The organism is Sphingopyxis sp. NJF-3 (genome assembly GCF_053514865.1).
Genome location: NZ_CM130726.1, coordinates 1,206,607 through 1,232,156, shown reverse-complemented (window position 1 = coordinate 1,232,156; position 25,550 = coordinate 1,206,607). Strand labels below are relative to the sequence as shown.

Below are 25,550 nucleotides of genomic sequence, written 5' to 3'. Positions count from 1 at the left end.
CATCGGGACTCTGCGCGTTTGGGGCAAATTTTCCTGCCCGTCCGCCCCAACTCGCTGTATAGGCCCGGCATGCAAGTCCATCCGCTAATCGAGTCCAACGCTGCACTCATCACATTCTGCGACCTCATCAAGGACAGCGATTTCATCGCGGTCGACACTGAGTTCATGCGCGAGAACACCTTCTGGCCCGAGCTCTGCCTGATCCAGGTCGCCAACAGCGAACATGCCGCCGCGATCGACCCGATGGCGCCGGGGATCGACCTTTCGCCGCTGCTCGACCTGCTCGTCGACAATGAGGAGGTGCTGAAAGTCTTTCACGCGGGCGGCCAGGACGTCGAAATCATCTTCAACCTGACCGGCAAGACGCCGCACCCGATCTTCGACACCCAGATCGGCCAGATGGCGCTCGGCCAGGCCGAGCAGGTCGGCTATTCGAACCTCGTCGAGGCGTGGCTCGGCATCCTGCTCGACAAGGGCGCGCGCTTCACCGACTGGAGCCGCCGTCCGCTCGACAAGCGTCAGATCGACTATGCGATCGGCGACGTCACCCATCTCGCCAAGATATTCCCGATGATGCTGAAAAAGCTCGTCAAGACCGGGCGCGGCCACTGGCTCGACGAAGAGATGGAAAAGCTCGCCGACCCGGCGAACTACAGCGTCGACCCCGAAAAGGCGTGGCTGCGGATCAAGGTGCCCTCGCGCAAGCCCGACGTGCTCGGGCGCCTGCAGGCGCTCGCGGCATGGCGCGAGCGCGAGGCGCGCTCCAAGAATCTGCCGCGCGGCCGCATCGTCAAGGACGAGACGCTCGCCGACCTCGCCGCGCACCCGCCCAAGGATCAGGACGGCCTCGGCCGCGTCCGCGGGCTGTCGGCGACCTGGAAGAGCAACGATATCGGCGGCCGGCTGATGGATGCGCTGGCGGTCGCCAAACCGCTCTCCAAGGACGAGATGCCCGACCGCGCGCCGCGCGGGCCGGGGCTCGGCAAGGAAGGCGCGCTCGTCGCCGACCTCCTCAAGCTGCTGCTCAAGATTCGCGCGCGCGAACTCAACGTCGCGGCGCGACTGATCGCGCGCAGCGACGATCTCGAAGCACTGGCGGCTGGACGCCGCGACGGCATCCCGATGCTCGAAGGCTGGCGCGAGGAGGTCTTCGGCCACGCCGCGCTCGACCTGGTCGAAGGCCGGATGGGCTTCGCGGTCAAGAACGGCAAGCTGGTGATGAGCAGCATCGACGCGCCCGCGCCCGCCGACGCCGCCTGACCTCGGGCGGGGCCAGAACGGCGAGCCCACAAATATGACCGCATCCCCGAGCTAAGACGAGGGGGATTGCCGAGCGAAGCCGAGGCAGCGACGGAGCGGGTTCTCGCTTCGCTCGAACAAGCCCCTCGTCTCCGCTCGGGGATGCGGATTATTTATCTGTACGTCCCGCGATTCGCCCTAAAGCAGCACCAACTCCGGTTTCGCACCCAGCGCCTGCGCCAGCGAGCGCAGGCGGCGCTCGACCGATTCGCCGGCAAGATGGTGCCAGCCGGGATTCAGGCGCAGCACGAGCCGGTCGTCCTCACGCCCGATCGCGCTGCCCTTCAGCGGCGCCTCGACCCCGCCCGTCAACCGCTGCGCCAGCCGGATGGCGAGCCCCCATTGCCGCGCCCGCGCGAGCCGCTCGGCGCCGACGAGCGCGCCCATCGCCGGGAAATCGGCATCATTACCGCCGAACCCCGCATGGAGAGCGCGCGCGAGCAGGATGCGCCCCGGTATGTCGATGCCGCGCCAGTTGCCGTGGAGCCCGATCTCGGTCCCGCGTTCGGCGCGAAAATCGGGGTTCGCCGACCAGGCGACGTCGCTGAGCAGGCTCGCGGCGAGCCGGACGCGGCGGTCCGCCTCCGCCTCGTGCACGAACAAAGGCGCGATCCAGTCGGCGATCGCGCGCCCGTGCGGCGCGAAGCGCGCGAGGCGGCGGCCCTCGAATTCGGCGGCGACGATCAACGGGTCCTGCGCCTGCGTTTTCGCGTCGAGCGCCTGATAGAGCAGCCCTTCGCGAAGACCCGACGAGGAGATCGTCATTTCGGGCACGTCGATGATGGTGACGAGCGCCGCGAGCAGCGCCGCTGCATCGGGCAGCGTCACCGCGCGGTTCGCCGCCATGCCGGGGATCGCCTTCAGCTCCTCGACGCTCAGCCGCTTGGTCGCGCGCAGCAGTCGGCGGAGCGCGCTGCGCGGCAGCGTATGCTGGTCGAGCACCGCGAGCGGATCCTTGGTGAGTTCGAGGTCGAGCCGCGACAGAGCGCGCCACGATCCGCCGACCAGATAGAGCGGCAGGCCGGTAAGATTGCCCGGCCAGCCCGCTCCCTTGAGCATCTTGCGGACCGCGCGCTCGAACGGCTGCTGCCCGTCCTTGCGGAGCGCGGGCAGCCGCAGCACGCCGAGCGGAAAGGACGCGCATCGCCCGACGCGCCCCCCGGCGACCTCGGCGAGTTCGAGACTGCCGCCGCCCAGGTCGACCGCGATACCGTGCGCGTCGGGGATCGCCGACAGCACCCCGCAGCCGGCCGCCAGGGCTTCTTCCTCACCCGACAGCAGCCGGATCGTCAGCCCCGCGTCGGCCGCACCGGCGATGAAGTCGGCGCCGTTGGTCGCGTCGCGCACCGCCGCGGTCGCGACGCATTGCAGGTTCTCGACCTCCATATGCTGCGCGAGCAGCGCATAGCGGCGCAGCGCGATCAGGCCGCGCTCGGCGTCCTCGGGCGCGATCCGCCCGTCAGTCGACAGGCCGCGGCCGAGCCCCGCGGGCACCTTCTCGTTGAAGATCACCGCGGGCGCACGCGGCGGACCTTCGTAGACGACGAGGCGCACCGAATTGGAGCCGATGTCGATGACGGCCGAGCGGTGGATGGCGAGTTCAGGGGCGCGAAGACGCAACGGGTCAGTCTTCGCGCACATGAAAGGCGAGCGTCGGCACGTCATGGCGTTTGTGGAGCGCCGTGCCGCGGCCCGAGAGCGAGGGGTTGTTCATGAAATAATGGTGCAGGTTGAAGGGTTTGTCGTCGGACCTTACGCGCACATAGGTGCCGTCGGGCTGGAGGATCCAGCTCTGTTCATTGTCGATCAGGTTCGCGACCAGCACCTGATCCAATATCTGGTCGTGGACGGTCGGATTCTCGATCGGGATCATATATTCGACTCGGCGGTCGAAGTTGCGCGGCATCCAGTCGGCGCTCGAAATATAGAGCTTCGCCGCGCTGTGCGGCAATGCCGCGCCGTTCGCGAAGGCCCAGATGCGGCTGTGCTCGAGGAAGCGCCCGACGACCGACTTGACGCGGATCGTTTCGGACAGGCCCGGCACGCCGGGGCGCAGGCAGCAGATGCCGCGCACCACGAGTTCCACCGGCACGCCCGCCGCGCTGGCCTGATAGAGTTTGTCGATGATGTCGGGATCGACGAGGCTGTTCATCTTGGCCCACACGCCCGACGGCCGCCCCGAACGCGCCGCCGCTATCTCATCGTCGATCAGATTACACAGATTATGCCGCATGTTGAGCGGCGACATGGTGATCATTTCGAGGTGATCGGGCTCGACATAGCCGGTGATGTAGTTGAACAGCTGCGCCGCGTCGCGCCCGGCGCGCGGATCGGCGGTGAAGAAGCTCAAGTCCGTATAGATTCGCGCGGTCACCGGGTGGTAATTGCCCGTGCCGAAGTGGCAATAGGTGCGATAGCCCTGCCCCTCGCGGCGCACGACCATCGAAATCTTGGCGTGCGTCTTCCACTCGATGAAACCGTAGACGACCTGCACCCCGGCGCGTTCGAGCTGGTTCGCCCAGAGCAGATTCTGCTCCTCGTCGAAACGCGCCTTGAGTTCGACCACCGCGGTCACCGACTTGCCCGCCTCGGCGGCCTCGATCAGCGCGCGGATCACCGGCGACTGGTTGCCCGCGCGGTAGAGCGTCTGCTTGATCGCGACGACATCGGGATCGGCGGCCGCCTGGCGGAGGAAGGAGAGGACGACGTCGAAGCTCTCGTACGGATGGTGGACGACGATGTCCTTCGACCGGATCGCCGCGAAGCAATCGCCGCCATGCTCGCGGATACGTTCGGGAAAGCGCGGCGAATAGGCCGGAAATTTGAGGTCGGGCCGGTCGATGTCGACGATCGCCGACAGCGCCGCGAGCCCGACGAAGCCACCGATCTTGGCGACGATCGCTTCATGCCCCTGAATGTCGTCGCCCAGCACCGCGGCGAGTTCGCCCGGCATGTCGGCGCCAAGCTCGAGCAGGATGACGCGGCCGCGGCGCCGGCGGCGGATCGCGGTGCGGAACAGGCGCACGAGATCCTCGGCCTCTTCCTCGATCTCGATGTCGCTGTCGCGGATGATGCGGAACACCCCGCGCGAACGGATCGTGAAGCCGGGGAAGAGCAGGTCGCCGAAAATCTCGATCAGATATTCGATCGGAACGAACGCGGTGCCTTCACCGGGCACCGGCACGAACCGCGGCAGCGAGGGCGGGATCATCACCAGTTCGCGCACCGTGTCGCCGGTCGCCTTGCGCTGCAGGTCGAAGATCACCCCGAGCCCGCGGTTGGGAATGAAGGGAAAGGGGTGCGCGGGGTCGAGCACCTGCGGGGTCAGGATCGGGAAGATCTGATCGACGAAATATTGACGAAGCGCCACGCGCAGCGCCGCGGCGTCCGATCCCGCGCCGTGGACGATGACGCCCTGCTCGGCGAGCAGGCGGTGTAGCCGCTGCCATTCGGATTGTTGCTGGTCGACGAGCCGGTTCACCTCGGCCTCGATCTCGGCGAGCTGCTGGCCCGGCGAGCGGCCGTCGGCCGAGGGATCGTCGATTCCCTGGAGCTGCTGCCCCTTCAGTCCCGCGACGCGGACCATGAAGAATTCGTCGAGATTGCTCCCCGAAATCGACAGGAAGCGCAGGCGTTCGAGCAGCGGATGCGCCGGATTCAGCGCCTCCTCCATCACCCGACGGTTGAAGGCGAGCCACGACAGTTCGCGGTTGAAGAAACGGTCGGGGCCGAAGCCGGGCGGCGACGCATCGGCGTCATTATCGGCGCGTAGGGGGCTGCCAGCTATGGACATTGGGCCTTATCCTGTCGTTCGAGCAAATCGGGATCGATCAGCCCCTGTGACAGTAATGTTTCACGCGTAAGACGAACCCCGACGCGCCGCCCCTGTTCGAGCGAGGCCGCGTCGAGCGCGGCAACGACGCGGTGGATCATCGCATAGCTGCGCTCCATTCGCGGCACGATATAGGAAGCGACCTCGGGCGAGATCGCCATGCCGCGCTGCGCGAACAGCGCCTCGATCAGCTCGCGCGCCAGGCAATCGTCGGGCTCGCCGATCGTCAGCACCGGCACCGCGCGCAGCCGCGAGGCGAGGTCGGGAAGCGCGACAGGCCATTCAGCGGGCGGCGCATCGGCGATGATCAGAAGCGGCGTGCCGCTCGCCTGCGCGGCGTTCCAGGCGTGGAACATCTCCTCTTCGGAGACGCTCGCGGGGCCGTCGATCACGCGGCCGCCGGTCTCGCGCGCGAAGATCCGCCCGATCAGGCTGCGCCCCGACCCGCGCGGCCCCGTGAGCACCGCGGTGCGCACCGGCCAGGTCGAGACATGATGCAGATAGCGGAGCGCATCGCCGTTGCTGGTGCCGACGATCAGCGGTCCGTCGTTCGCTCCGCCCGCGCTCCAGTCGAGCGGCAGCGCGAATTGCGAAGGGGGGCGGTCCCTGGGGGCGCGCGCCATCAGCGGCTGATCCGCAGGGTGTTGCCGCCTTGTTGCACCTTGTAGCCGCGCGCTTCGAGCGCCGCCTTGAGCGCCGCGATGTCGCCGCGGAAGGTCACGCGCATCACCGAGGTGCCGCCAAGCGCGAGGCTGGTGGTCGAGGCCGACTGGACCCCGGCGATGCCCCCGACGTTCCGCTCGGTCGCCGATACCGATTCGACGTCGGGCGACGCATATTGGACGGTGAAGCTCGCAACTCCCGCCGGCGCCGTCGTCGGCACGCTCGCGTCGATTTCGCCCGGCAGCGCCATGTCCTCGGTGGGCAGGGCTTCCTCGGGCAGATCCTCCTTCTCGACCGGCTTCTCAAGGACCAGATAGCGGTCGGTCTTGAGGACACCCGCGGCGAGCGCCTCGGTATAGATGCGGTCCATATGCGCGACCGCCTTCTCCATCATGTCGGGCAGCGCCTTCACGCTCGGCCCGGTCATGGTGAAGGTCTGGATCAGCGTGTTGTCGGGGCCGAAGCGCGCGGCGAAATGGCCGGTGATCGGCCCGCCGGGATAGCTATATTCGATCCGCGCCATCGGCATCAGCACGTCGGCGGCGCCATATTGGTCGAGGATCACGCGCCACCACACGCGGCCGCGGCGGCCGGTCTGTCCGGCGTTGAGCAGCAGCGTGTCGGCGCCAGTGCCCGCGGTGCGCACATAATCGACCGCGCTCTGCCCCGTATTATATTCGGCCCACGCGCGCTGCCACTCGCTGCGCTGTTCGAACACCTGCGGGATGCCGTCGATCGAATAGACGGGAATCACCAGCAGCGGCGGCGAGCGCAAGGTGCGGCCGCTGACGCCCAATATCTGTCCCGCGCGGACGCGGTCGAACTGGACGCCCAGCGTCGCGACATAGCGGCGCGGGCCGATCTGTTCGCTTTCGACGACGATCGCGGTGACGATGCCGTCGAGCACCGAATCGCCGAGCGCGGGGCCGTCGCTGCCGTTCGTCTTGCGATAGAGCTGCGCCCAGCCCTTGCGCTGCGCCTCGCGCCAGCCCTTTTCGCGCGCGTCCTCCGCATTGTCGCCGGTGACGTCGACCTTGATCCCGCTGGTCAGAAAGTCGCCGCTGCTGTTGATCGGGGTGATGCCGCGGTCGCCGCGCGCGATCTGTCCCTCGACGATGCCGGCGGCCAGAATCGCAAGAAGCAGGCCGAAAAAGGCGAACCAGCGCCAGTCGCGTGACTGGATGGCGGGTCCGGACCGGCGGGCGAACGGGAGGGAAAGGGCCGAAATCATCACGTCTTTCATGCTCTGCCCAAAAGCGCGGGCCCGGACAAGGAAATCATGGCATTTATCCGCCGGAACCGTTAGTCGCGCGTGCCATGGATTCCAAGCACAACCAACGAGACGGGCAGCCCGCCTCCTACACTTATGCGAAAGCCGGGGTATCGATCGAGACCGGCAACGCGCTGGTCCGTGCCATCGCGCCGCTGGCCCGAGCGACGCGCCGTCCGGGTGCCGACGCCGACCTCGGCGGCTTCGGCGGTTTCTTCGACCTGAAGGCCGCGGGGTTCAGCGATCCGCTGCTCGTCGCGGCGAACGACGGGGTCGGCACCAAGCTCAAGCTCGCGATCGATTCGGGGCGCCACGACGGCGTCGGCATCGACCTCGTCGCCATGTGCGCGAACGATCTGATCGTGCAGGGCGCCGAGCCCCTCTTTTTCCTCGACTATTACGCGACGGGCAGGCTCGACAACGAGGTCGCCACAGCCGTCGTCGCAAGCATCGCCGAAGGCTGCAAGCAGGCCGGCTGCGCGCTGATCGGCGGCGAAACCGCCGAGATGCCGGGCATGTACAGCGAAGGCGATTACGACCTCGCCGGTTTCTGCGTCGGCGCGGTCGAACGCCATGAGGTACTGACCGCCGACAAGGTCGCCGCGGGCGACGTGATCCTCGGCCTCGCCTCGTCGGGGGTGCATTCGAACGGCTTCTCGCTCGTGCGCCGGCTCGCGGCCGACAAGGGGTGGAAACTCGACCGCCCCGCCCTTTTCGACCAGACTATCCTGCTGATCGACGCGCTGATGGCGCCGACGCGCATCTATGTGAAGAGCCTGCTGCCGCTGGTGAAGACCGGCAAGATCCACGCGCTCGCACACATCACCGGTGGCGGGCTGCTCGAGAATATTCCGCGCGTGCTCCCCGCGCACCTCCACGCGCATGTCAACGCCGACGCATGGGACCAGCCGCGGCTCATGGCGTTCCTGCAGGCGCAGGGAAATATCGAGCCCGAGGAAATGGCGCGCACCTTCAACTGCGGCATCGGCATGGCGGTGGTCGTCGCGGAGGCGGATGTGGCAGATGTGACCGCCGCGCTCGAAGCCGCAGGCGAGACGGTGCACCGGATCGGGCATATCGCCGAGGGCGAAAAAGGCTGCACCGTGTCGGGCGCCGCCGGGACGTGGAGCGCGATGGGCGCGTGGAGCGCGACGCATAACGGCTAATTTTTTCGTCACCCTGAACTCGTTTCAGGGTCCATGGCCCAGCGCCGAAATCTTCGCTGCGGGCGACGAGAGAACAGGTCATGGATGCTGAAACAAGTTCAGCATGACGAGAATGGGGAGCGATGATGACCAAAGCCAAAGTCGCCGTCCTGATCTCGGGCACCGGCACGAACATGGCCGCGCTGCTTTACGCCGCAAAGGCCGAGGGCTGCCCCTATGAGATCGTCCTCGTCGCGAGCAACAATCCCGATGCTCCCGGACTGACGCTGGCCGCGGCAGAGGGCATCGCTACCTGGAGCCTTTCGCACAAGGGCATGAACCGCGACGCCTTCGACGCATTGGTCGACGAGCGGCTCCGCGAGGCGGGGGCCGACTATGTCGCGCTCGCGGGCTATATGCGCATCCTCTCGGACGGCTTCGTCACGGCATGGCAGGGGCGGATGCTCAACATCCACCCGAGCCTGCTGCCGCTCTACAAGGGGCTCGACACCCACCAGAGGGCGATCGACGCCGGCGACAAATTCGGCGGCTGCAGCGTCCATGTCGTGACGCCGACGCTCGACGACGGGCCGGTGCTCGCACAGACGCCGGTCGCGATCCTGCCCGGCGACACCGCCGACAGCCTCGCCGCGCGCGTCCTGATCGCCGAGCATCAGCTCTATCCGCCGACGCTCGCCGCCTTCGTGACGCGCGAACGCGATCCGGCCTATCTGCTCGGCCGAGTGCGCGCGCTCGCGATGGCGCTGCCTGAGGTCGACGAAGTGAGCTCGCACGGCATGCCCTGCTTCGGCATCGTGAGGGCCAAGAAATTCGCCTATTTCACGCACGATCATCACGGCGACGGCCGGACCGCGCTGCTCGTCAAGATCAGCGGTGCCGACGAACAGGCGCAGCTCATCGAGATGGACGCCGAGCGCTATTACCGCCCCGCCTATTTCGGCGACGGCTGGGTCGGCATCCGCCTCGATCGCGGCGATACCGACTGGGACGCGATCGCCGACTGGCTGCGCAAGAGCTGGCTCGCGGTCGCGCCGAAGAAGCTCGCGGGACTGATGGGGGTCGCGGAGGAGTTCTGACGCGCTGATAAAGGCTGGCCTTTTCGGCCAAAGCCGGGTGAAAGGGCGCGATGACGGCGGATTTCACCCTCGCCCTGTCGATCCTGTTCGTCGCGGCGCATATCGTGATCATCGGGCGCATCCTGCTGCGCCCGCAGCGCGAGCCTGCCTCGCGCATCGCATGGCTGATCGCGGCGCTCGCCGCGCCGGTGGTCGGCGTGGTCGCCTATCTGCTGCTCGGCGAGGCGCGGATCAGCGCGAAGCGGCGCGCGCGCTATCGCCAGATCGAGGCGCACCTGCCGCATCCGTCGGAGAATGACGATGTCCGGCGCGCGCTCGCCGAAACGCCCTATGCCGCGCCCTTCGCGCTCGCCGAGACGGTGAACCGGCTACCGCCGACCGCGGGCAACCACGCGACGCTGGCGCCCGACGGCAACGCCGCGATCCGCATGATGGTCGAGGATATCGACGGCGCCGCGTCGAGCGTCCATCTCTGCTTCTACATCTGGCTCGCAGACAACAACGGCTTCCGCGTCAAGGATGCGCTGATCCGCGCGGCGAAGCGCGGGGTGAAGGTCCGCGTGCTCGCCGACGCGCTGGGGTCGCGGGGGTTCATCCGCTCGGCCTACTGGATCGAGATGGAGAATGCGGGGATCGACGCGCGCATCGCGCTGCCGATCGGCGGGCTCGTCTGGACGCTGATCCGCGGACGCTTCGACCTGCGCAACCACCGCAAACAGCTCATCGTCGACAACCGCGTCGCCTGGTGCGGCAGCCAGAATCTTGCCGACCCCGAATTCCGCATCAAATCGAAATATGCGCCGTGGGTCGACATCATGACGCGCTGGGAAGGGCCGGTGGTGCAGGCGTGCCAGTTCGTCTTCGCCGCCGACTGGGAAAGCGAGCGCGGCGACGATATCGGCGACCTGCTCGGCGACGCGGCCGCACCGCCCGCGGCGGCCGAGCCCGGCATCGCGGCGCAGGTGATCGGGACCGGGCCCAACCTTCCCTACCCCGCGATGCCCGCCTGCTTCACCGCGCTGATCCACGCGGCGCGGCGCGAGCTTGTCGTGACGACGCCCTATTTCGTCCCCGACGAACAGCTCGTCTTCGCGCTGCTCGACGCGGCGCGGCGCGGGGTGGCGACGACCATGATCCTCCCGCGGCGCAACGACAGCCGCATCGTCGCGGGGGCGAGCCGCAGCTATTATGGCGACCTGATCGCGGCGGGGGTGCGGCTTTATGAATATCGGCCGGGCCTGCTCCACGCGAAGACGATCACCGTCGACGGTGCGGCCGCGCTGATCGGCTCGGCGAACCTCGACCGGCGCAGCTTCGAGCTTAATTTCGAGAATAATATCCTGTTCGCCGACGCCGGCTTCACCGCCGAAATCCGCGCGCGGCAGGCGGCTTATCTGGCCGATTCCGACCCCGTCACCGCCGAACGGATCGCCGAAATGGGGATCGCCGCGCGCCTGTGGCAGAACCTGCTCGCGATGCTGAGCCCGCTGCTCTGACCGGCGACGGAAAAGGCCGCCGGATCGCTCCGGCGGCCTTCGATCTTTGTCATCCCCGCGAAACCCGCGGCGACGTTCGGGTTCAGCCGACGATCTCTTCGGGCTTGAAGAAATAGGCGATCTCGATCGCCGCATTCTCATCGCTGTCGCTGCCATGGACGGTGTTGGCCTCGATGCTTTCGGCGAGTTCCTTGCGGATCGTGCCCGGCGCGGCATCCTTGGGGTTGGTCGCGCCCATCACGTCGCGGTTGCGCTGCATCGCATTCTCGCCCTCGAGGACCTGGACGACGACCGGACCCGAAGTCATGAACTCGACGAGCTCGCCGAAGAAGGGGCGTTCCTTGTGGACCGCGTAGAAGCCCTCGGCCTGTTCGCGGGTCATGTGGATGCGCTTCGACGCGACGACGCGCAGGCCCGCGTCCTCCAGCATCTTGGTGACGGCGCCGGTGATGTTGCGGCGCGTCGCGTCGGGCTTGATGATCGAAAAGGTGCGGGTGACCGCCATGGGAAAGCTCCTGCGTGGGTGTGTTTTATGATGCGCGCGCCTCTAGCGGCGCTTTGGCCACACCGCAAGCGGGGAGCGAAGGCTGGCGGGGCGGCGGTCAGCCGCCGTGCCCATAGGTGACGCTGCCGGTCACCATGTCGCCCTCCTGCGTGGCGGTGAACTGCATCCCCGACTTGTCGTCGCCCGGCTTTTCCGCCGCGATCATCATCGTCTCGTCGGCCGTGATCTCGGAGGTAACCTTCATTCCCTGCGCCTCGACCTGCTTGCGGAAATGGGCGATCACGTCCGCCGCCTTGCCCTTCACCTCGAAACTCGCCATTCCGCTGGTTCCGTCCTTGCTGGTCGAGGATAGTCCCCCGGTCATCTTCGCCCCCGGAAAGGGCGCGATCCCAGCCGGGAGCTTCGCATTGGCGGCGCCGCCGCCAAAGCTCACCTCGCCGTCGGCGGTCTTGATGCTGACGTTGCCGGTTTCGCCGTCGTCGCTGCTCGTGACCTTGTAATCTGCGGTCTCGCCCGTTTCGGGATCGGTATAGGTGCCGCTCGCGACCTCCTTTTCGGACTTGGAGCCGCAGCCCGCGACGAGCAGCGCCGCCGCCGCGGCGAAGGCGGTGAAGAAGGTGGATGATGGGCGGATCGTCATGGTCAAGCTCCTGTTTTCATAGGGGGTAAGGCCCTTTTGCGCGATGCCCCGCCCCTGTCGGTGACCCCCGTCACAGTCATCGCACGTCATGGCCCCTCCGACCAGCGGCCGCGGTCGTCCTGCTTCCAGAAATGGGTTTCGGTCCCGTCGGCGGCGCCCAGCTTTCGCCAGGTCGCACGGGCGTCGTCGATGCGGCTGTTGTCGAAGAAGAGGAAGACGCGGTCGAAGGTCAGAGCTTCCTCGCGCCACACCCCATCGGCGAGCGCGGCATGGCGCGCGCCATTGGCGGCGGGCGGGGCGAGCGACCCTGCGATGAGGATCGGCTCGATCGCTTCGTCGGGCGTGCCCGCCGCGCCGTGCGGCAGAAAGCTTGCCGGCTGCAGCGTCCACAGCGCCTCGTCGATCGCCTGGCGCTGCATCGCCGATTCGGCGACGACGAGCAGCCGGTCGCCGCCCGCCAGGATGCGCGTCGCGACCGCGGGAAGCACACGTTCGACGGGATCGCGGGTCAGGCGGTAGAAGTCGACGCGCGCCATCTTCCGCCTAGCTCACGGTCGTCATTGCGAGGAGCCGGAGGCGACGCGGCAATCCGGAGTAGGCGCAGGGCCGCCCTGGATTGCTTCCCCCGGCTTTTCGCCGGGGTCGCAATGACGAGGTGATGATCATCAGCCCTCGAAATTATCCGCCACAAACCTATCGAGCAGGCGCACGCCATAACCGGTCGCGCCCTTGGCATAGGTCGGGCCGTCCTTGTCGTGCCACGCCATGCCCGCGATATCGAGATGCGCCCATTGGACGCCCTCGTCGACGAAACGCTTCAGGAACTGCGCCGCGGTGATCGAGCCGCCTTCGCGCGGACCGATATTCTTCATGTCGGCGATTCCGCTGTCGATCAGCTTGTCATAGGCTGCCGACAGCGGGAAGCGCCACAGCTTGTTCGCGCTCGCCTCACCCGCACTCAGCAGTTTCGCCGCCAGATCCTCGTCGTTCGCGAACATCCCGGCATATTCGTGACCGAGCGAGATCACCATCGCGCCGGTCAGCGTCGCGAGGTCGACGATCACCTTCGGCGAATAATTCTTCTGCGCCCAGGCGATGCAATCGCAGAGGACCAGCCGGCCCTCGGCGTCGGTGTTGAGCACCTCGACCGTCTGACCCGACATCGTCGACACGATGTCGCCCGGGCGCATCGCATTGCCGTCGGGCATATTCTCGACGAGGCCGACGACGCCGACGACATTCGCCTTCGCCTTGCGGCCCGCGAGCGCCTTGATCGCGCCCGCGACGGCGCCCGCGCCGCCCATGTCCCACTTCATCATGTCCATGCCCGGCCCGGGCTTCAGGCTGATGCCGCCGGTGTCGAAGGTGACGCCCTTGCCGATGAAGACGACCGGCGCCTCACCCGCCTTGCCGCCGTTCCAGCGCATCGCGAGCAGGCGGGGCGGGCGCACCGAGCCCTGCGCGACGCCGAGCAGCGCGCCCATGCCGAGCGCCTTCATCTGGCGTTCGTCGAGGATTTCGAGCTCGACGCCGAGGTCGGCAAGATGCTGGCAGCGTTCGACGAAGGTTTCGGGATAGAGAAGGTTCGGCGGCTCGGCGACCAGCGTCTGGGTCAGCGCGACGCCCTCGGCGACCGCCTGTGACGCGGCCCAGCGGCCCGAAACATCGCCCGCCGCCGACGCGATGACCAGCGTCTTGAGGCTGGGCTTCGCCGTGTCGGCGAGCCGCGTGCGATAGGTGTCGAGCCGCCAGTTGCGCAGCCGTGCGCCCATCGCGAAGGCCAGCACATCCTCCTCGTCGGCCTCGGTCCCGGTGAAATCGACCGCGACCCTCTTCGCGCCGCTCGTCTGCAGCCGCGCGGTCAGCGCCGCACCGCCGCGTTCGAGATCATGGACGCTGCCCTCGCCGATGCCGACGAGCAGCAGCCGCTGCGCACGGTCGCCGTCGACCGCCGCGGTCTCGGCCACCGCGCCCGCCGCGCCCTCGAAACGCGCCTGCGCCGCGGCGGCGGCGAGTAACGCCGCGTGCGGACCGACGAGCGCGCCAGTCCCGCCCTTGCGGACCGGAATGGCGACCGTGTCGGCGGATGCGTCGATTTGCGCGACAAACTGAATGTCCATGCCTTAACTCTCTTATGCGATGATTGATTGCAACGTGCCGGACCGATAGGGGTTTCGCTTGCGAGTTGCAAAAACAAAGCTGCCGGTTCAATCGGGACGGACGCGAAGAGGGACAACCAATTCTAATGACATGGGCTTTGTTCCGACAGGCGACGGGCGCACGATATCTGTGGCTGACGACCGCGAGCGGACTGGCCCTGATCGCGAACCCCGCGCTCGCGCAACAGGTCGATGAGTCGCCGCCGCAGGACGTCGCCGCGCCGCCCGTCGTTCCGACGCTCCCCCCCGTCCCTTCCGAGGCCCCGGTGCCGCCGGGCGAGCCCGACCTCCAGACCCCCGACGTCTCGCCGGTCACCGTCGATGCGCCCGAGGTGAAGGCCGAGGATCAGATCGGCTTCGCGGCCGACAATCTGAATTACGACAGCGATACCGAAATCGTCGTCGCCGAGGGCAATGTCGAAATGAACCGCGAGGCGATTTCGATGCGCGCCGACAAGGTGACGTGGAACCGCAAGACGGGCGAGGTGATCGCCGAGGGCGATGTCGCGATCAAGAATCCCGAGGGCGACACCGCCTATGGCGACCGCATCGAACTGACCGACACGCTGCGCGACGGGGTGGTCGAAAATCTGCTCGTCGTTCTCGACAACGGCTCAAGGCTCGCCGCGATCCGCGGCACGCGCTTCGACAACGGCAATATCGAGCTGGAGAACGCCGCCTACACCCCCTGCCCGGTCGAGGACGAGAACGGCTGTCCCAAGAAGCCGAGCTGGCAGATCCGCGCCGTGCGCGTGATCTACGACCGCGCGAAGAACAAGGTGAAATACAAGGGCGCGCGGGTCGAGATCTTCGGCCTGCCGCTGATCCCCCTGCCCGGCCTCAGCCATCCGGCGAACAGCGAGGCGGGAAGCGGCATATTGGTGCCGAACGTCCGGCTCGACCGCACCAACGGCTTCGAGATCGCGCTGCCCTATTATCTCCGCCTCGCGCCGAACCGCGACCTGACGCTGACGCCGCATCTCTACACCGACGCCGCGCCGATGCTCGAGGGCGAGTTCCGCGCGCTCACCGATTTCGGCTCGTTCCGCATCAACGGCTTCGCGACCTACAGCTCGGTGGTGCCACTGGTGGGCACGCCGACGACCTCGACCAACGAATTTCGCGGCTATCTGGAAAGCGCGGGCAAGTTCCAGATCGATCCGCGCTGGAGCGTCAGCTACTCGGGACGCATCGCGACCGACCGCACCTTCATGCGCCGCTACGACATCAGCCGCGACGACCGGCTGCGCTCGACCTTCGAGATCGAACGGATCGGCAGCCAGAGCTATTTGTCGATCGCCGGCTGGGCGACGCAAACGCTCCGCTTCAACGACGAGCAGGGGCAGCAGCCGATCGCGCTGCCGATCATCGATTTCCGCCAACGGCTCGACGATCCCTGGCTCGGCGGGCAGTTCGAGCTGCAATTGAACACCCTCGCGATCGGCCGCACCGCGGGGCAGGATACGCAGCGCGCCTTCGCCGGCGCGCGCTGGGACCTGCGCCGGCTGACGCCGCTGGGCCAGGAAATCACGCTGACCGCGCTGGTTCGCGGCGACGTCTATCACAGCGACGGGAATCTGCTGACCGCCATCCCCGGCTATCGTGGCGAATCGGGCTGGCAGGCGCGCGGCATCGCCGCGGTGGCGGCCGACATGCGCTGGCCCTTCATCGGCGAATTTCTGGGCGGAACGCAGACGCTGACCCCGCGCGTCCAGTTCGTCGCGACCCCGCCGATCAACAATATCGAGATCCCGAACGAGGATTCGCGCGCCTTCGACCTAGAGGATGGCAATCTCTTCGCCATCAACCGCTTCAACGGCTACGACCGCTTCGAGGACGGCGCGCGCGTCACTTACGGCGTCGAATGGAACTACACCCGTCCGGGATTCGCGATCAATTCGGTGGTCGGGCAAAGCTATCGCCTGTCGAACAAGCCGACCCTGTTTCCCGACGGTACCGGCCTGACCGATCGCACCTCGGACATCGTCGGGCGCACCACCATCGCTTACAGGGATTTCCTGCGCCTGACCCACCGCTTCCGGCTCGACAAGGACGATCTCGCGGTGCGCCGCAACGAGTTCGACGCGACGATCGGCAGCCGGTCGACCTATGCCGTGGTCGGCTATTCGCGGCTCAACCGCGACATCGTCAGCCTCGCGGAGGATTTGCAGGACCGCGAGGAGGTGCGTGCCGGCGGTCGCATCGCGGTGGCGCGCAACTGGTCGGTCTTCGGCTCGGCGATCGTCGACCTCACGGGCAAGAGCGACGATCCGCTCAGCACCTCCGACGGCTTCGAACCGATTCGCCACCGGCTCGGGGTCGCCTATGACGACGACTGCCTGTCGATCGCGTTGACCTGGCGCCGCGACTATATCGACACCGGCGACGCGCGGCGCGGCAACAGCTTCTCCTTCCGTATCGCCTTTCGCAACCTCGGCTTCTGATCTCCATGCCCCGCCTGGAAGAGCCTCCCGCTCAGCCTGCGTTCAGCGTGACGCCGCTATTCGCGGCGGCAAAGCGGTCGGGCAAAGGCGATTGCGCTGGACCATCGGACGTTTCCGCTGATACGGAGCGTGCCACGAAATCTCGAATAGGGTGAAGATGACCAAAATTTCGACCATGATCGGCTTGCTGGCCGTGGCGGCCGCCGGGATCACCCCGGTCGTCGCGCAGACCGTCGCCGACGACGAAGTGCCGACCACCAGCCTCGACATTCCCGGCAATGTGAAGCTCTATGGCGACGCCAAGGCGAATGTCTATCGCCCCTCGGCGACCGTGAATGGAGAGATCATCACCTCGACCGACATCGAGCAGCGGATGGCACTGATCCGCATCGCCAACGCCAATCTGACGCTGAGCGCGGAGGAGGAGCAGCGGCTGCGCCAGCAGGTGTTCAGCAACCTGATCGACGAGAAATTGCAGATCCAGGCCGCAAAGCAGGCCGAGATCGCGATCGACGAGAATCTGATCAACCAGCAGTTCGCGCAGCTCGCGGCGCGCTTCAAGCAGTCGCCCGAGCAGTTCACCGACTATCTGAAGTCGAAGGGGTCGTCGGCGGCCGCGGTCAAGCAGCAGATCCGCGGCGAATTCGCGTGGGACCGCCTGTTGTCGCGCAACATCCAGTCGACCACCAACGTATCGACCGAGGAAGTCGACGCGGTGCTCAAGCGGCTCGAGGCGGCCAAGGGCCAGGACGAATTCCATCTCGGCGAGATTTATCTGTCGGCGAACTCCGAAAATGCCGCCGCGGTGGTCGAAAACGCTCACAAGATCATGCAGGCGCTGCAAGGGGGCGGATCGTTCGCCGCTTACGCGCGCCAGTTCTCCGAGGCGTCGACCGCGGTGGTCGGAGGTGATCTCGGCTGGGTGCGCGCGGGACAGCTTCCCCCCTCAATGGCCGAAGCCGCGGCACAGATGCAGGCGGGTCAGCTCGTCGGGCCGATCGAGGTTCCCGGCGGCGTCTCGATCATACTGATGGTGGACCGGCGCCAGGTGCTGACCGCCGACCCGCGCGACGCGCTGCTCAGCCTAAAGCAGATCTCGCTCGATTTCCCCGCAGGGACGACCGAGGCGCAGGCGACCGAGCTCGCGAGCAAGTTCACCGAGGCGACGAACGCCATATCGGGGTGCGGAACCGCCGACGCCGTGGCGCAAAGCCTGGGCGCGGCGGTCGTATCGCGCGACAATCTGTCGATGCGTCAGCTTCCGCCACAATTGCAGCAGACATTGATGGACCTTCAGGTGGGCAAGACCACCCAGCCCTTCGGCTCGGCCAGCGACGGCATCAGCGTCCTCGTGCTCTGCGGACGCGATATGCCGCAGGCGGCGGGTGCGCCCAGCGCCGAGCAGATCGAGCAGCGGCTGCTCGACGAAAAGGTCAACAAGCGCGCCCAGCGCTATCTGCGCGACCTGCGCCGGGATGCCGTGATCGAATATAGCTGATGACCGATTGCACCAGCCCGCGCCCGATCGCGGTCACCATGGGTGACCCCGCCGGCGTTGGGCCCGAAGTCGCCGCGCGCGCCTGGGCGGCGCGCCGCGAGCATCGCCTGCCTCCCTTCGTCGCGATCGGCGACATCGCCGCGATCGAGGCCGTCTGGGACGGTCCCATCGCGCGCGTCAGCGACATCGACGAGGCCGCACGCGTGTTCGGCAACGCGCTGCCGGTCTGGCACCTCGAGGACAGCGGACCGCTGACGCCGGGCCAGCCTACTCCGGCGGGCGCCACCTGCGCGCTGCACACGCTCGAAACCGGGATCGGGCTGACGCGCAATCAGGCAAGCGCCGCGCTCGTCACCGGCCCGGTGTCGAAGCACGCGCTCCACGGCATCGGCTATACCCACCCCGGCCAGACCGAATTCATTGCCGAACGCTGCGGCGTCACCGCGACCAATGCGGTGATGATGCTCGCGGGCCCGGCTTTGCGCGTCGTGCCGCTGACCGTCCACATCCCGCTTGCGCAGGTGCCCGAACGGCTGACGAGCGAACTGATCGTCGCCAAGGCGCGGATCGTCGCGCGCGGGCTGCAGCGCGATTTCGGTATCGAACGACCGCGGATCGGCGTCGCGGGGCTCAACCCCCATGCCGGCGAAAGCGGTCAGCTCGGCGACGAGGAACTGCGGATCATCGCGCCCGCGGTCGCGCAGCTCGCCGAAGAAGGGCTGATCGTCGAGGGTCCGCTCGCCGCCGACGCGCTGTTCGCCCCGGCGATCCGCATGCAATATGACGCGCTGCTTTGCGCCTATCACGACCAGGCGCTCGCGCCCTTCAAGGCGCTGCATTTCCACGACGGGGTCAATCTGACCCTCGGCCTGCCGATCGTGCGCACCTCGCCCGATCACGGCACGGCGTTCAACATCGCGGGCACCGGCAAGGCCGACCCCGGCCCGACGATCGCGGCGATCGCGATGGCGGCGCGGATGGCCGAGGCGCGCGAACGCAGCTGCGCGCCCGCCAAGTGACGACCCACGAGCCGACGCGCCCGCTGCCGCCGCTGCGCGAAACGGTGCGCGCGCATGGCCTGTCGGCCAGCAAGGCGCTGGGGCAGAACTTCCTGTTCGACGAGCAATTGCTCGACCGGATCGCGGCGCTGCCCGGCGATCTCGATGATGCGACGGTGTTCGAGGTCGGTCCCGGCCCCGGCGGCCTGACGCGCGCGCTGCTCCGCTCGGGCGCGCGGGTGATCGCGGTCGAGCGCGACGACCGCTGCCTGCCGCTGCTTGGCGAACTCGGCGAGGCGTTCGGCGGACGGCTGACCGTGATCGCCGACGATGCGATGGCGATCGACGCCGACGCGCTGGCGGGCGGCCCTTATCATATCGTCGCCAACCTTCCCTACAATGTCGGCACCGCGCTGTTCACCCGCTGGCTCGAACCTGCGGCATGGCCTCCGCAATGGCGCTCGCTGACCCTGATGTTCCAGCAGGAGGTCGCCGAACGCATCGTCGCCGCGGTCGGCACGCCCGCCTATGGCCGGCTCAGCGTCCTCGCCCAGTGGCGCTCCACCGCCCGCATCGCGATGAAGGTCCACCGCTCGGCCTTCACCCCGCCGCCCAAGGTGATGTCGGCGATCGTCCATGTCGTCCCCGCCGAGCAGCCCGCCGGCGTCACCCCCGCGCTCCTCTCGCGCCTCACCGAAAAAGGCTTCGGCCAGCGCCGCAAGATGCTGCGCCAGAGCCTGAAGGGCGTGCCGGGCGCGGTCGAGGCGCTCGAAACGATCGGAATAGACCCGACGCGCCGCGCCGAGACGGTGAGCGTCGCGGAATGGGTGGCGCTGGCGCGGGTGCTGCGCGGGCCGGCTACGGGTTGATCGTCTCGACTGCGAATGCACGAAACAGGACCGCCATCCGCGGCTCGGCAAAAAGAAAAAGGGCGCCGCATTGCCGCAGCGCCCTTTTCACGATCAGGATCCCGAACGGGAGGGACGGTTACTTGATACCGTCGCGCTCCATCCGCTTGCGCTCCATCTTGCGGGCGCGGCGGACGGCGGCGGCGCGTTCACGCGCGCGCTTTTCGCTGGGCTTTTCGTAGTGACGGCGCAGCTTCATTTCGCGATACACGCCCTCACGCTGCAGCTTCTTCTTGAGCGCGCGAAGGGCCTGGTCGACATTGTTGTCGCGAACGATGATCTGCATACGCCGTGTCGTCTCCTGTTCGTCAAACGGCCTGTGTCCCCGGTCGCATTCCGGTTCGCCATAGGTCGCCGATATTCGGGCAATAAAAAGAGCGCCGCGAAAGCGCGGGCGTCCGATGCAGCGCCAACTAAAGAGATTCGCGCCGAAATGCAAGCCCCCGAGCGATGAGCCGCGAGATGGACCGCGCGAACGTCCTGCCGAAACCCTGCAGGCGGGATTGTGCCCGCCCCTTTGCCTGTGGCATAGGTAGCAGGACGAAACCGATAGGAAGAGGATCAGCCGATGGCGACCCAGCTCAAGCGCAACAGCAAATATAGCGAAGCCGAGTGGACGGCGCGGCAGGAACTCGCCGCCTGCTATCGCATCTTCGCGATGATGGGCTGGGACGAAATGATCTTCAACCATATCACCGTGAAGGTGCCCGACGAGGAGGGCAGCTATCTGATCAACCCCTATGGCATGCATTTCAGCGAGGTCACCGCGTCGAGCCTGATCAAGATCGACATCGACGGCAACAAGGTCGACGAGGACAATCCGTGGCACGTCAACAAGGCTGGCTTCGTCCAGCACAGCCTGTTCCACCGCGTCCTGCCCGACGCGCACGCGATCATCCACACCCACACGACCGCGACGACCGCGGTCTGCGCGCTCGAAGGCGGGCTGCAGCCGGTCAATTTCTATGCCTGCAACTTCGCCGGCCAGCTCGCCTACCATGATTTCGAGGGCGTGACGGTGCGCGAGGAGGAAGGCGAGCGCCTCGTCCGGAATCTCGGCGACAAGCGCATCCTGATGCTGAGGAACCACGGCCCCGTCGTGATGGGCAAGACGCTGACCGAAGCCTTCATCAAATATTGGGCGCTCCAGCGCGCATGCGAGATTCAGCTCGCAACGATGAGCATGGGCAAGCCGATCACCGTCCCGCAGGAGGTGATCGCGGTCCACCAGCGCGACCTGTTCATGGCCTCGATCCCCGGACAGGCCGGCAAGGCCGAATTCGACGCGATGGTGCGCAAGGTCGACAAGATCGACACGAGCTGGCGTGACTAATCCGTCAAACCGGTCCATCAGACCCGCATGACGAAATTCTCGGTCAACGACCGGCCGGTCGAATATCGGATGGAGCCCGAAACGCCCCTGTTGTGGGCATTGCGCGACGCGTCGAACCTGACCGGCACCAAATATGGCTGCGGCACCGGCGATTGCGGCGCCTGCACCGTCGATATCGACGGCGAGGCGATTCGCAGCTGCCTTGTCACCATCGCCGAGTGCGAGGGGCGATTCGTCACGACGATCGAGGGCCTGTCGCGCGACCGCAGCCATCCCGTGCAGCAGGCGTGGGTCGCCGAGCAGGTGCCGCAATGCGGTTTCTGCCAGTCGGGGATGATCATGACAGCCGCGGCGCTGCTGCGCACCAACAGCAACCCCAGTGATGCCGAAATCGACGCGGCGATGACCAATATCTGCCGCTGCGGAACCTATCCGCGCATCCGCGGTGCGATCCGCCTCGCCGGACGGGTGCTGCGCGGCGAGGAACGGATCGCCGCCGCGCCGCCGCCGGGCATCCGCCCCGAGGACGCGGCGCGCGCCGTTCCCGCGATGCGCCCTCCGCGCGGAAGCTGAACCGCAGACAACGCCCCGGTCAGCACCGACTCATCTTGCGGGGTGTAGGAATTGCTCCATCATCCCCACTGGCGCCTCCAGTATGCGGGACATGGATTGGAGACTGGCGACATGAAGAAGATGTTCGGAGGGTTGCTGATGGCGGCAACGATCCTGACGCCGCTGGGCCCCGCCTTCGCGCGACCCGACAGTGCGGGCGTGCAGATGGCGCAGCGCGGCGGCGAACGCGGCCACCGCGGGTCGGAAGGCCGGCGCGGCGAGGCTCGCGTCCAGCGCGAGCGCGCATCGCGACCGCAAGTGCAGCGGCAACGCCCGCAGGTGCAGCGGCAGCGATCGCAAGTTCAGCGCGACCGGTCGCAGCGCCCGCAGGTGCAACGTCAGCAGGTTCAGCGCCCGCAGCGCAGCGAGCGCGACAATCGCTGGCGCGACCGCCAGCGCGCGCAGCAGACGCAGCGCCGCGGCGGCAGCTATGACCGTAACCGCGACGGTCGCACCGATCGCCGGTGGGACCGCAACCGCAACGGACAGGTCGACCGGCGCTATGATCGCGACCGGAACGACAACCGCTGGAACCGCAACGACAACCGGCGCTATGACCGCAACGACAACCGCCGCTGGGATCGGAACGACAACCGGCGCTATCGTGACAACGACCGGCGCAACTGGAGCCGCGACTGGCGCCACGACCGCCGCTACGACTGGCGCGATTACCGCAATTCGCATCGCAGCTATTACCGGATGCCACGCTATTATTCGCCGTATCGCAACCATCGCTACACGCGGTTCAGCATCGGCTTCACGCTGGGGTCGCTCTTCTATGGCCAGCGATACTGGATCAACGATCCCTGGTACTATCGCCTGCCGCCCGCCTACGGCCCCTATCGCTGGATTCGCTATTATGACGATGCGTTGCTCGTCGACACCTATTCGGGCGAAGTGGTCGACGTCATCTACGACTTCTTCTGGTAATATTCCTTTCGGTTACCGGAAGCCAACTGGAGGGCCGGCGTCGCCGGCCCTTCTTTTGTAGGGTCAGGCGGCGCGATTCGCACGCCGGCGCGGCGCCGACGGCCGCCCCTGCCTCGCCTGCCCGATCAGCGCCTCGATCTCGATCGCATCGGCAAAGCGCACCCCGACGCGATTGCCGTCGGACCAGCGCGCTTCGGCATCGAGCCGCATCCCCGCCCCGAACTCCAGAGTCAGCGGCGTTCCCGCGGGGACATTCCACAGCCCCTCGATCAGCGCGCCGCCCGACGATATATTGCGGACGAGCGCCTCGTAGCGATAGCCGCCGCTCATCACATGGATCGCGCGCAGGATATGACGACGCGGCGCGCGCGCGCTCTGATAGCCGCGCGCAACGGCCCGGCCGTCGCCTTCGCCGAGCAGCGCCAGCATTTCGTCCAGATCCACCGGCTTGCCATAGATATAGCCCTGGACGTGACTGCACCCGAGACGGCGGACGAGCGCCAGATCGTCGTGCGTCTCGACCCCCTCGGCCGTCGTCTCCATGTCGAGCGCGGTCGCAAGGCCGACGATCGACGAGATGATAGCGGCGTTCATGCTGCTCTTGTCGGCGGCCCCGAGCACGAAACTCTGGTCGATCTTGATCTTGTCGAACGGCGCCTTCTTCAGATAGCCGAGCGCCGAATAGCCGGTTCCGAAATCGTCGAGCGCGAGCCGGACGCCGGTGCGCTTGAGCCGCTGGAACATTTCCAGATTTTCGGGGCTCTCGTCGAGGAAGACCCCTTCGGTGATCTCGAGTTCGAGCTGTTCGGGTGCGATGCCCGACGCCGACACCGCGCTCATGATCGTCGCGGGCAGCCGGTCGTTGGCGAACTGCCGCGGCGACACGTTGACCGCGACGCGATAACCAGGGCCGATGCGCGCGATCGTGTCGCAGGCGGTGCGGATGATCCATTCGCCGATCGGCACGATCAGGTTCGATTCCTCGGCGATGGGGATGAATTTCGACGGGCTGACCGCTTCGCCGTCACCCCGCTGCCAGCGGATCAGCGCCTCGAACCCGGTGATGCGCTCGCGCGCGACATCGACGATCGGCTGATAGAGCAGCTTCAGCTCGTCGCGAGCCAGCGCGTCGCGCAGCGCGTCCTCGATCGCCTTGCGCTCGCTCGCCTGGTTGTGCATCGCGTCGGCGTAGAAGCGATAGACGCCGCGCCCCGCGTCCTTCGCGGCATAGAGCGCGAGGTCGGCGTTGCGCACCAGCGCCGCCGCGCTCACCGCCTGCCCGTCGGCGACCGCGATGCCGACCGACGATCCGATCCGCACCTGCTCGCCCTCGATCGCGAAAGGCTTGGCGAGGCTCAGGATGATCGCGTTGGCGATGCTCGCGAGCTTTTCGGCCTGGGTGATTTGCGGTAGCACGATCTGGAATTCGTCGCCGCCTAGCCGCCCGACCTGCCCCTTGTCGCCAACGATCTGCGTCAACCGCCCTGCCGTCTGCTGCAACAGCTGGTCGCCGACCGGGTGACCGAGTGTGTCGTTCACCGCCTTGAAGCGGTCGAGGTCGAGCAGCAACAGCGCGCACGGCTGCGCCTGCCCCATATGGTTGCGCAGCGCGCGTTCGAGCAGATCGGTGATGTGAAGCCGGTTGGCGAGGCCGGTCAGCGTGTCGTAGCGCGCAAGCTGGTTGATCTCGCGCTCCGACCTCTTCTTTTCGGTGAGGTCGGTGCCGCTACCGCGAAAGCCCTGGAAATTGCCGAATTCGTCGGAGATCGGATTGCCCGAGATCGACCACCACCGCTCCTCGCCCGGCACTGCTGCCTGAACCGTCAGATCCTTGAAGGGGGTTCGCGACGACAGGCTGAACCCCAGCGTCCGCTCCTCGCTCTCGTCATTGCCGATGCGTTTCCGGATGATGCCGGTGAACGGCCGGTGCAACATATCGCCGAGCGGGCGGCCGAGCTTCGTCGCAACGGTCGGCGAGACATAGACGAGCTGCCCGTAGCGGTCGGTTTCCCAGAACCAGCCGCGCCCGGCGCGCTCGAAATCGCGGACCAGTCCCAGCGCGCGCTGCTGCTCGCTCACCGCGAGCCGCCGCGCGCGCGTCGCGCGCCGCTGATGGCGCATATCCTCGCGCACCATCACGATCAGCAGCGCGAGGAACACCATGCCCGCCACGGCGAACGGCCACGAGGCGACACCGATCGCGCCCCCAAAGGCAGCGGCGCCGGCAAAGGCGAAGAAGGCCGGCCGGGCGATCGCCGACGCCGATGCCGCGACGAGGATCGCGCCGAACTCAATTGCGGTGAAAGCATCGAAATAGAAACTGCCGTCGCGCATCGCGGTTGCGGCGAACATCGCGGCGGAGGTCAGCAGCGTCCCAAGCGCGACCAGCGCCATCGCCAATGCCGCCGCGATGCGCAGGTGCGACGGCGCAAGGCTCCGCCGCGCGCGCGACATCTGTCCGAGCACGGTCAAAACGAGGTCGCAGCCGACGCCGACCGCCATCGAAAGCCACTGCGCGCGCTGGTCGAGGAAGCCGTCGATGCCGGGAAAGAACGCAAAGGCGAAAAAGGCGAGCACCCGCCCGATGAACACATAGTGCCAGAGCTGCGCCACGCGGCTCAGCCGGGCCACGAACTCGGGCGAGTCGAGCAGCGATTCGTCCGAAGACGCCGCACCGGAAAGCGGTCGCACTATGGAACGCTTTGACGCCAAAATCCCTTG

The 25,550-nt window shown here is 67.1% G+C and carries 21 protein-coding genes; 11 read left to right on the top strand and 10 right to left on the bottom strand.

Annotated elements, in window-relative coordinates; all coding sequences use genetic code 11:
• Positions 1-69 precede the first annotated feature (69 nt).
• On the top strand, positions 70-1,260 hold the full coding sequence (rnd, locus tag ACOTSS_RS05790) for a ribonuclease D (protein ID WP_448690568.1): 1,191 nt from the start codon (positions 70-72) through the stop codon (positions 1,258-1,260).
• Positions 1,261-1,437: 177 nt separating this feature from the next.
• Here the strand turns inward: rnd and ACOTSS_RS05785 are convergent, their stop codons facing one another.
• The 4 genes from ACOTSS_RS05785 to ACOTSS_RS05770 are packed head-to-tail and all read right to left on the bottom strand — an operon-like array spanning position 1,438 to position 7,025.
• Positions 1,438-2,940 carry a Ppx/GppA family phosphatase gene (locus ACOTSS_RS05785; protein ID WP_448690567.1) on the bottom strand — a complete coding sequence of 501 codons (1,503 nt, stop codon included), beginning with the start codon at positions 2,938-2,940 and terminating at the stop codon, positions 1,438-1,440.
• Entirely contained in the window at positions 2,924-5,092 is a 2,169-nt protein-coding gene (locus ACOTSS_RS05780; protein ID WP_448690566.1) for an RNA degradosome polyphosphate kinase, read from the bottom strand. Before ACOTSS_RS05780 ends, ACOTSS_RS05785 begins: the two co-directional genes overlap by 17 nt.
• Positions 5,083-5,754: an HdaA/DnaA family protein gene (locus tag ACOTSS_RS05775; RefSeq protein ID WP_448690565.1), complete on the bottom strand. Its 672-nt coding sequence runs from the start codon at positions 5,752-5,754 to the stop codon at positions 5,083-5,085. Before ACOTSS_RS05775 ends, ACOTSS_RS05780 begins: the two co-directional genes overlap by 10 nt.
• Positions 5,754-7,025: a heavy-metal-associated domain-containing protein gene (locus ACOTSS_RS05770; RefSeq protein ID WP_448691297.1), complete on the bottom strand. Its 1,272-nt coding sequence runs from the start codon at positions 7,023-7,025 to the stop codon at positions 5,754-5,756. Before ACOTSS_RS05770 ends, ACOTSS_RS05775 begins: the two co-directional genes overlap by 1 nt.
• A gap of 86 nt (positions 7,026-7,111) precedes the next feature.
• Here ACOTSS_RS05770 and purM point away from each other — a divergent pair, with 86 nt between their 5' ends.
• From purM to cls, 3 genes are all read left to right on the top strand, one after another.
• Entirely contained in the window at positions 7,112-8,230 is a 1,119-nt protein-coding gene (gene purM, locus ACOTSS_RS05765; protein ID WP_448690564.1) for a phosphoribosylformylglycinamidine cyclo-ligase, read from the top strand.
• 125 nt (positions 8,231-8,355) lie between these two features.
• The gene (gene purN / locus ACOTSS_RS05760) at positions 8,356-9,306 is read left to right on the top strand and encodes a phosphoribosylglycinamide formyltransferase (protein ID WP_448690563.1); all 951 of its coding nucleotides are present in this window, start codon (positions 8,356-8,358) and stop codon (positions 9,304-9,306) included.
• A gap of 50 nt (positions 9,307-9,356) precedes the next feature.
• On the top strand, positions 9,357-10,802 hold the full coding sequence (cls, locus tag ACOTSS_RS05755; protein WP_448690562.1) for a cardiolipin synthase: 1,446 nt from the start codon (positions 9,357-9,359) through the stop codon (positions 10,800-10,802).
• Positions 10,803-10,884: 82 nt separating this feature from the next.
• Here cls and ndk read toward each other — a convergent pair whose 3' ends face one another.
• From ndk to ACOTSS_RS05735, 4 genes are all read right to left on the bottom strand, one after another.
• Positions 10,885-11,307, bottom strand: a complete 423-nt coding sequence (gene ndk / locus ACOTSS_RS05750) for a nucleoside-diphosphate kinase (protein ID WP_095388737.1) — start codon at positions 11,305-11,307, stop codon at positions 10,885-10,887.
• Positions 11,308-11,404: 97 nt separating this feature from the next.
• Positions 11,405-11,947 carry a hypothetical protein gene (locus tag ACOTSS_RS05745; RefSeq protein ID WP_448690561.1) on the bottom strand — a complete coding sequence of 181 codons (543 nt, stop codon included), beginning with the start codon at positions 11,945-11,947 and terminating at the stop codon, positions 11,405-11,407.
• Positions 11,948-12,033: 86 nt separating this feature from the next.
• A complete protein-coding gene (locus ACOTSS_RS05740) occupies positions 12,034-12,483 on the bottom strand; it encodes a DNA polymerase III subunit chi (RefSeq protein ID WP_448690560.1) in 450 nt (149 codons plus the stop codon).
• A 129-nt stretch (positions 12,484-12,612) separates the two neighbouring features.
• Positions 12,613-14,067: a leucyl aminopeptidase gene (locus tag ACOTSS_RS05735; RefSeq protein ID WP_448690559.1), complete on the bottom strand. Its 1,455-nt coding sequence runs from the start codon at positions 14,065-14,067 to the stop codon at positions 12,613-12,615.
• Positions 14,068-14,192: 125 nt separating this feature from the next.
• Between ACOTSS_RS05735 and ACOTSS_RS05730 the strand changes: the two genes are divergently transcribed.
• The 4 genes from ACOTSS_RS05730 (at position 14,193) to rsmA (ending at position 19,915) form a co-directional block, all read left to right on the top strand.
• Entirely contained in the window at positions 14,193-16,550 is a 2,358-nt protein-coding gene (locus ACOTSS_RS05730; RefSeq protein ID WP_448690558.1) for an LPS-assembly protein LptD, read from the top strand.
• A 157-nt stretch (positions 16,551-16,707) separates the two neighbouring features.
• On the top strand, positions 16,708-18,048 hold the full coding sequence (locus ACOTSS_RS05725) for a peptidylprolyl isomerase (RefSeq protein ID WP_448690557.1): 1,341 nt from the start codon (positions 16,708-16,710) through the stop codon (positions 18,046-18,048).
• A complete protein-coding gene (gene pdxA / locus ACOTSS_RS05720; RefSeq protein ID WP_448690556.1) occupies positions 18,048-19,067 on the top strand; it encodes a 4-hydroxythreonine-4-phosphate dehydrogenase PdxA in 1,020 nt (339 codons plus the stop codon). The genes ACOTSS_RS05725 and pdxA overlap by 1 nt, the downstream gene beginning before the upstream one ends.
• Positions 19,068-19,090: 23 nt before the next feature.
• Complete coding sequence (gene rsmA, locus ACOTSS_RS05715) at positions 19,091-19,915, top strand: 16S rRNA (adenine(1518)-N(6)/adenine(1519)-N(6))-dimethyltransferase RsmA (RefSeq protein WP_448691296.1); 825 nt, start codon at positions 19,091-19,093, stop codon at positions 19,913-19,915.
• Between the two features lie 118 nt (positions 19,916-20,033).
• On the opposite strand, the gene rpsU is transcribed toward rsmA, so the two are convergent.
• On the bottom strand, positions 20,034-20,240 hold the full coding sequence (gene rpsU / locus ACOTSS_RS05710) for a 30S ribosomal protein S21 (protein ID WP_003047635.1): 207 nt from the start codon (positions 20,238-20,240) through the stop codon (positions 20,034-20,036).
• 282 nt (positions 20,241-20,522) lie between these two features.
• On the opposite strand from rpsU, the gene ACOTSS_RS05705 reads away from it, so the two are divergent.
• The 3 genes from ACOTSS_RS05705 to ACOTSS_RS05695 all read left to right on the top strand — a co-directional run bounded on the left by ACOTSS_RS05705 (position 20,523) and on the right by ACOTSS_RS05695 (position 22,829).
• A complete protein-coding gene (locus ACOTSS_RS05705; protein WP_448690555.1) occupies positions 20,523-21,287 on the top strand; it encodes a class II aldolase/adducin family protein in 765 nt (254 codons plus the stop codon).
• Positions 21,288-21,314: 27 nt separating this feature from the next.
• Positions 21,315-21,860, top strand: a complete 546-nt coding sequence (locus ACOTSS_RS05700) for a (2Fe-2S)-binding protein (RefSeq protein ID WP_448690554.1) — start codon at positions 21,315-21,317, stop codon at positions 21,858-21,860.
• Positions 21,861-21,971: 111 nt separating this feature from the next.
• Complete coding sequence (locus ACOTSS_RS05695; RefSeq protein WP_448690553.1) at positions 21,972-22,829, top strand: RcnB family protein; 858 nt, start codon at positions 21,972-21,974, stop codon at positions 22,827-22,829.
• Positions 22,830-22,892: 63 nt separating this feature from the next.
• On the opposite strand, the gene ACOTSS_RS05690 is transcribed toward ACOTSS_RS05695, so the two are convergent.
• On the bottom strand, positions 22,893-25,520 hold the full coding sequence (locus ACOTSS_RS05690; protein ID WP_448690552.1) for an EAL domain-containing protein: 2,628 nt from the start codon (positions 25,518-25,520) through the stop codon (positions 22,893-22,895).
• Positions 25,521-25,550 lie beyond the last annotated feature (30 nt).